General features: G+C 63.8%; 5 protein-coding genes. 2 read left to right on the top strand and 3 right to left on the bottom strand.

Annotated elements, in window-relative coordinates:
- Positions 1–1,335 precede the first annotated feature (1,335 nt).
- Together AC0L3E_RS23550 and AC0L3E_RS23545 are read left to right on the top strand one after the other, a co-directional pair.
- Positions 1,336–1,773: a hypothetical protein gene (locus AC0L3E_RS23550; RefSeq protein WP_023813918.1), complete on the top strand. Its 438-nt coding sequence runs from the start codon at positions 1,336–1,338 to the stop codon at positions 1,771–1,773.
- A gap of 175 nt (positions 1,774–1,948) precedes the next feature.
- Positions 1,949–3,058 (top strand): DUF4432 family protein, encoded by a 1,110-nt coding sequence (locus AC0L3E_RS23545; protein WP_473605715.1) that lies wholly within the window; start codon positions 1,949–1,951, stop codon positions 3,056–3,058.
- On the opposite strand, the gene AC0L3E_RS23540 is transcribed toward AC0L3E_RS23545, so the two are convergent.
- From AC0L3E_RS23540 to AC0L3E_RS23530, 3 genes are read right to left on the bottom strand one after another with little or no spacing between them, the layout of a single operon-like run.
- Positions 3,055–3,930 (bottom strand): alpha/beta hydrolase, encoded by an 876-nt coding sequence (locus AC0L3E_RS23540; RefSeq protein WP_473605714.1) that lies wholly within the window; start codon positions 3,928–3,930, stop codon positions 3,055–3,057. The genes AC0L3E_RS23545 and AC0L3E_RS23540 overlap by 4 nt on opposite strands.
- Positions 3,931–3,955: 25 nt before the next feature.
- Positions 3,956–6,007 carry a Fe(3+)-hydroxamate ABC transporter permease FhuB gene (gene fhuB, locus AC0L3E_RS23535; protein ID WP_473605713.1) on the bottom strand — a complete coding sequence of 684 codons (2,052 nt, stop codon included), beginning with the start codon at positions 6,005–6,007 and terminating at the stop codon, positions 3,956–3,958.
- A complete protein-coding gene (locus AC0L3E_RS23530) occupies positions 6,000–6,797 on the bottom strand; it encodes an ABC transporter substrate-binding protein (RefSeq protein WP_473605712.1) in 798 nt (265 codons plus the stop codon). Before AC0L3E_RS23530 ends, fhuB begins: the two co-directional genes overlap by 8 nt.
- Between the last annotated feature and the right edge of the window lie 248 nt (positions 6,798–7,045).

The following is a 7,045-nucleotide window of genomic DNA, read 5'->3' as shown; positions in this document are numbered from 1 at the left end:
TTGGCGGCCGCGGTTAGCTCCGAACCCTGGTAAATGCCGACAAGGCTGGTCTCCTGTCCGTTCGCAGTCATAGCGCTTACGAAGAATGCCATCACGAACAGGACGTAACCGGCCGCCCACCGTATGTACATCTGCAACGCCCATTGTTGGCCCCGCCAGCAAATCATGTAAACCCTCGCCGCATCTTCAACCGCACGGAGGCTCTAGCCGCAGACGCAGGGCCGCCAGCGGGCAACGTATTCATTCGCAACAAATCTGTGATCCTCCGTCCATCAATTTTGTCGAGCCATCTCTTCGCTCTTCCCTGGCAAGCTGCTCCCGCCCTATCGACGAAATTCAGCAAAATTCGTGCCAATCTATATGACGGTGTAAGGGGAAGGGATTATACATTTGTTTTCAGCGGCTTAGCCAAAAACGTCCAAGATGCCGGCCAACCAAGGCTGTGTCGTCAAACCGACAAAGCCGACACAATTGTCGGATGTCGCCGAACACGCGGAGTGTGAACCTACCCGCATGGGCGCAGCAAAGCTCCCTTCGCGCTCCGGCCATCGGAGAGCCCTCGAGCCGGCCTTCAGATTACTTCGACGCAATTCTCTTCAGCTGGGCATCGCGCCGCCCAATTTGCAGTTCTGAACGCGAGTACGTCTGAAAAACGAGGTGCATGGGCTACTGCCGGCGCACCTCGTGCGAAGTGCCCGCATGCCGATCTGTTCAACAGTCGGGGACGCGCCTAGCTCGAGCGGCAGGTGCTTCCCGAGTGCCTGTCGCCGCCACATCCGATCGCCTTGTAGCCGCGTAACAATTATGCTGCAAGGAGTGTGAAAGAGCAATATTTTCAGAATGACAGGCGCGAATCGAAAGATGCTCCTCTCCGCGATCTTGAATTGGTGAGCGATCAAAGGTCAGCAAATCGGAGTCAGCGGACCTGCGATTTTCCCACGCAACATGCAATGCGATCGAGAGCGGTTATATGGATCCAACTCGAGTAACGACAGCAATGGCCTTTTGAGATAGGTTTGGGACACCGTGGTATTGCGCGAACAGAGTGTGTCGAGGAACCGAACCAATCCACAGAAATATTTTGTTGGTATTTTTGTTGGCCAGCCCGGCTATAGCGTAGGCCTAACAATTTGGAAACAGAGCGAGTTTTCCGTCGCTTGGATTCCGCCTCTGGGCACCATTTTCCCAAGGTCCGTTTTGGACACACCCCATCGCGTCGCCGCCTGCATCGCCAAGTGGAATCACTTTGCGCACATTAGCCCGCAGACGGATTTAATTTGCTTGGCCACCCCTCAACCCTAGGGCAAACTGCCTGCCGGGGCTGCAGGAGGTGAAATGAGAGCACGCGCAGCGACGCTTGGGGATCTGGAGGATGTCTTTCGCGGTCTGTCCAAGCGGATGTCGGACGAATACGTGGCGGCCGGCAAGGACAGCAAGATCGCCTACGACAATCTGATGATGAATTTGAAGGAGGGCCGCGCGCACGCGCTTGTCGAGGGCGACAAGGCCGTGGCGATCATCGCCTGGCACGAGAACAGCGACGCCGCCGACACGCTGTTCGCCGCACGGGAGGACTTCTTCCGCGCCGCGACCGTTCGCTTCTGCAAGCGGCATATCAGGCACATCCAGGCGCTCGCCGGCAACCTCGCCATCCACTCGCGCAGCTGGCTCCAGGGGCCGGATGTCGCAAGATGGTTCGGCGTTATCGGCTATGTCGAGCGCGGCCGGGAGAACGGCGCCACTTTGTTCGAGCTGCCGCCGGCTCGCGGATAGGCAATCGCGGGATATTGCCTGGCAAGCTTGCAGTTTCGAGCGCTCTCCCAGGAGGGCGCGAAGAGACTCTGCCACCAGCCGTCCTGGCAGAAGCTGTGAGACGTGCTGCCGTTGATTTCCAGATGTTTCCTGCGACTATCGGCACGCACGCTTGCGGTGGATAGAGGTCGAAACAATGCATCTGGACTACTCCGATCACGTCTTCGTCGACCTCCTGCCCGAGCAGTTCGGCGCGTCGGAAACCATCGTCGCGCGTTATCGCGGGCTTGTCGCCACCGCCTTTCGCTACCGATCCGGCGTTGCCGGGCTTCGGATCAGCAACGCGAAGGGCGAAATCGTCATGCTGCCGTTCCAAGGACAGCAGATCTGGGACGCGACCTTCCTCGGCGGCTCCCTGACCATGCGCTCGATGTTCGATGAGCCGGTCGCGACCCGCGACTATCTTTCCAACTACGGCGCGTTCTTCATCCACTGCGGCGCCACCGCAATGGGAAATCCGGGGCCGGATGACCGCCACCCGCTTCACGGCGACCTGCCCAATGCGCCTTATCAGGATGTGCAACTGATCGCCGGCAGCAATTCCGAAGGGCCTTTCATGGCGCTGACGGGGCGCTGTCGACAGACCGTCGCTTTCAGCCATGACTATGTGATGGAGCCCACCGTACGGCTGCAACTCGACGCCAGCAGCCTCGCCGTCGACATCGTGATCGAGAACCTGAAACGCTCGGCCATGGAGTTGATGTACCTGGCGCACATCAATTTCAAACCGGCCGATGGCGGGCGCCTGGTCGACACCGTAGCGGATGATTCCGCGGACATTGTCGTGCGCCAGACGCTGCCGCCCTTTTTCACGCCGAGCGAAAGCTACCTTGCCTACCGCGATGCCGTTGTCGCCGATCCTTCGCGGCATCGCCTGCTGACCAAGGGCGAGCCGATCGACCCAGAACTCGTGCTGACGATGAGGGCTAAGGCCGACCCCCAGGGCTGGGCGCACGCCTTGCAGGTCCATCCGGACCGTACTGCGGATTTCGTCAGCTTTCGCCCCGACGAGCTCAATTATGCCGTCCGCTGGATCACACGCGGCGCCGACCAGGACGCGCTTGGCCTCGTGCTGCCGGCCACCGCCGAACCAGACGGCTATCTTGCGGCCAAGGAAAGAGGCCGCCTGGTTCGCGTCGCACCCGGGGAAAAATTCCGCTGTGCCCTGCGTTTTGGCGCTATGGACGCGGACGCAGCCACACAACGAGAACAAGCCATTGCAGCGTTGAGAGGTGAAGGCCGTTAGTCGCAAGCCCTGACCGCAAACGCTGCCTGAACCGCACGATTGACCGTGACCGGCAGGATCGACATGTGGTTCTCGCCGGCATGCAGTTCGAAGCTGGCGCGCACTCCCGGGAGAGCATCAAGCCGCTGCGCCATTGCCCGCGCGAATTCGTCGGTGCGTGTTATCTTCTTCTGCTGCAGGCGCTTTTCCTCGTCCTCGGCGCCAATCTGGAACGGCGCCAGCTTCTCGGTCTCGTACTCGCCGGCCGACAGGATCACGGTCGCCGCCAAACCAGCGGGGATGGCGGCCTCGAAGGTTTCGAGAAAGCGGTCGATGGCACGCTCTTCCCAATAGATGGCGGGGCTCGCCGCGATCCAGGTCTGGAAGGCAGACGGCCGCGTCAACAGGGCATAGAGCGCAAACAGACCACCGAAAGAATGGCCGTAAAGCGCCTGGCGGCTAGCGTCGACCGTGATCCGACTGGCGACCCACGGCTTCAACTCGTCCTCGATGAAGGCAAGGAACTCCCCTGCCCCACCGGTCCGGACTTCGGGCGTGCCCTCATAGAAGGGCGGATAGGTCTTGCCCGGCGGCGGGCCGAGATCCCATGAGCGGCGCAGCGGGTCATAGGCGCCCTCGACGGGATAGCCGATGGCGACGATGACGCCCCAGCCGACATTGGTGCCCGTTGGATAGAAGGCCTGCGCGCGCATGGCGTCGACCGCCGTGCCGATAACGGCGTTGCCGTCGGTCATGTAGAGCACAGGCCAGCCGGCCTCGGGCACCGGCCCGGACGGCACATGCAGGAATATCCGCCAGGGGGCGCCGCCCTGCGCCGGGACAAGATCGTGGACCGTGGTGTCGGCGATCAGAGCTGGCGTCGACTTGGACATCGATATCTCCACAAGGGCAAAACGGTCAGCGGCGGCGCAGCAGCCACATCAGCACCGGGCCGCCGATGAGTGTGGCAACGAGACCGGCCGGGATCTGGCGCGGGAAGATGGCGGTGCGGCCGACCCAGTCGGCGGCGACCATGATCAGCGCGCCGGCAAGCACCGCGCCAATGGCCTGCGGCAGCGCACGGGAAAGGCCAATGCGACGGGCAAGGTGCGGTGCCATCAGGCCGATGAAGGTCAGCGGACCGACGATCAGGGTAGAAGCCGCGGTAAGTGCCGCGACCGTCAGCAGCACGAGAAGCCGCGTCCTCTTCAGGTCAATGCCAAGGCCTTGCACAGCGGCGGGGCCAAGCGGCAGGATGTCGAGCCAACGCATGAAGAAAGGCGCGAGCGCGAAGAGGCAGACGGCGATGCCACCGGTGAGCAAGGCGTCACCGACATCGACGCCATAGGTCGAGCCGGTCAGCCAGTTGAGCAGCAGCATGGCACGCGGATCGCCGGTGGCGGTGAGCACCAGGATCAGCGCGTCGAACAAGGCCGTCAGAGCAACGCCGGCGAGCAGCAGCCGCTCCGGCGCATAGGCGGCACGACGGCCGATCGCCAGCGTCACCAGCAAAGCGGCGAAGGCGCCGATGGTTGCCGCCGCCGTCTGAACCGGGCGTCCGGCATCCGAGAGCGCAAACAGCGCCACCATCATGCCGAGCGCAGCACCGGCGCTGATGCCAAGCACTTCGGGGCTCGCCATCGGATTGCCGGTCAGCCGCTGCATCATCAGCCCGGCAAGCGCCAGCATCGCTCCGGCACTCAGCGCGGCAAGCACGCGGGGCCACCGCCACGACAGCAAAGGCTGCAGTTCGTCGCCGAAGGCGAAGGTCCAGCCATGCGGGCCCGGTCCATAGAGCAGGGCCAGCCCGAGCAGCAGAAGCAGAGCCACGCCGATCGCCGCCAGCATAAGGCCGGGCCGGCTTGCGCGCGGCAGGCGCGCGGCCATCAAGGTCGGGGCTTCCGAGCCAAGAGCAAGGCGCGGCAGCAGCCAGAGAAGCAGCGGCGCGCCGAGAAGTGCTGTAATCGCTCCGGTCGGCAGCAGGTCGCCTTGCGGCCCGGTGGCGATCTGCACGGCCTGGTCGGCAGCCCACAACAGCGCCCCGCCGATCAGCGGCGCCATCACCAGTTGCTGGCCCAGCCGCCGGGCACCGCCGATGCGCGCGAGCGTCGCCGCGGCCAGGCCGACGAAACCGATGACGCCGACAGCGGCAACGACAAAGGCAATCAGCGCGACGGCGGCCGCCAGTCCGGCGAAGCGATAGGCGCCGAGTGGCACGCCAAGGCTGCGCGCGCCTTCATCGTCGAGGCCAAGCAGGGTCAGTGGCCGCACCATGAAGAAGATCGCAAGCGCAGCAGTGCCGATGCGTGGCAAAAGCCACAGCGTCGTCGACCAGTCCTGCTGGCCGAGCGAACCGGCGCCCCAGATGAACAGGCTGGCCAGCCATTCATGCCGCAGCACAATGAGAGCGGCACCGATGGCGCCGGCATAAAGGCTGACCACAAGCCCCGCCAGCACCACCGAAAGCGGCGACAGGCCCTTGTGCCAGGACAGAGCGAAAACGGCGGCAAGGGCGACGAATGCGCCAGCCAGCGCCACCCATTCGCGCCCGAAGGCAAGCAGCGACGGTGACAGAAGCGTCGTCAGCGCCAGCGCCAGATAGGCACCGGCCGAGACGCCGACCGTTTCGGGCGAGGCAAGCGGGTTGCGCAGAACCTGCTGCAGGACGGTTCCGGCAAGCCCGAGCGCCGCACCGCACAGAAGGCTGACGGCAAGCCGAGGCAGGAAAGCATAGTGGACGAGCACCTGCCGCATGTCGGCGATGTCGGGGGCGGCGACCGATTGGAGCCAGAGCGCCGATGGTAGCTGCACGGTTAGGTTTGAGACGGTTGCCGCTGACGCTGCCGCGAGCAGCACCGCGCAAAGCAGGATCGCGCCTACCGGCTGATTGCTGAAAAAGCTCCACGCGGAGGCCCGGCCGGCCGACGCAGGCTTCCCCCCTTGGGCGATGGCCGCAGCATCCTCAGCCACGGGCGGCCTCCCCGGTTATCGCCGACGCCAGGACCCGAGCAAAACGGGTGGCGGACGGAAGGGCGCCGAACATATGGACGGCGGGAAGACGCATGATCGAGCGGTTGCGCACGAAAGGCATGGCGTTCCAGACCGGACTTTCGGTCAGCGTGCCGCCCGCGCCCTCGGGCAAGGGTTCGAGATAAGCGAGGCGAGCGTCGCTGGATGTCGCCAGCCCGTCGATACCAATGGTCGAAAACCCCCAATAATTGGTCTCGGCCGTCCAGGCGTTGGCGAGCCCGATGCGATCGAACACCTCCTGAAACAGACTCTTCTTGCCGTAGACGCGCACGTTGCGCGGGTCCATGAAGCTGACGACATAGATCGGCCGCGCCGAAAGCGGCGCCAGCTGCCGGCGGACTTCCGAAAAATACGCATCTGTCGCCGCGATCAGCGCTTCGCCTTCGCTTTCCTTGCCGACAAGCCCGGCAAGCTGGCGCGTCGCCTCGAGTGCGCGCTGATAGGGCTGCCCGGCCTCGGTATAGAGCCCGATCGTCGTCACCGGCGCCACGCGTTCGAGCAGCGGCTTGATGCCGTCGAGATACGGCATGGACAGGATGATGTCGGGCCTGAGTTGCTGCAGCAATTCGAGATTGGGTTCGAGCAGCGTTCCGACATCGGCGATCTCAGGCGGCAGCGGCGGTTCGACCACCCAGGTCTCCCAGATGTCGCGACCGGCAATGGCAACCGGGCTGACACCGAGCATGAGCAAGGTCTCGGCCAGGCCGTCATCCGGGCAGACGATGCGCAACGGTTTCGCCGTGGCAGATGGCGATGCAATTGCGGCAAAGGGCAAAACGAAAAGTCCCAGCGCGCCGCGCCGGGTGATCCGACCGCGGAGACGGTCGGCCCTGTGGGATTCAAGGGCTGCCATCATCGCGCAGCGCCTGTGCGGAAAGCCGGCTGGGCGTGGATTTCAGGCACGGGTTTTCTCCAAAACGACGCATTCAAAAATCTGGCTGCCGGCAGCCGATGGTCGGTTGACTATGAAACATGACT

Source organism: Mesorhizobium sp. WSM4822 (genome assembly GCF_055811155.1).
The sequence above is the reverse complement of the archived record's forward strand: the minus strand, read 5'-3'. Positions and strand labels throughout refer to the sequence as shown.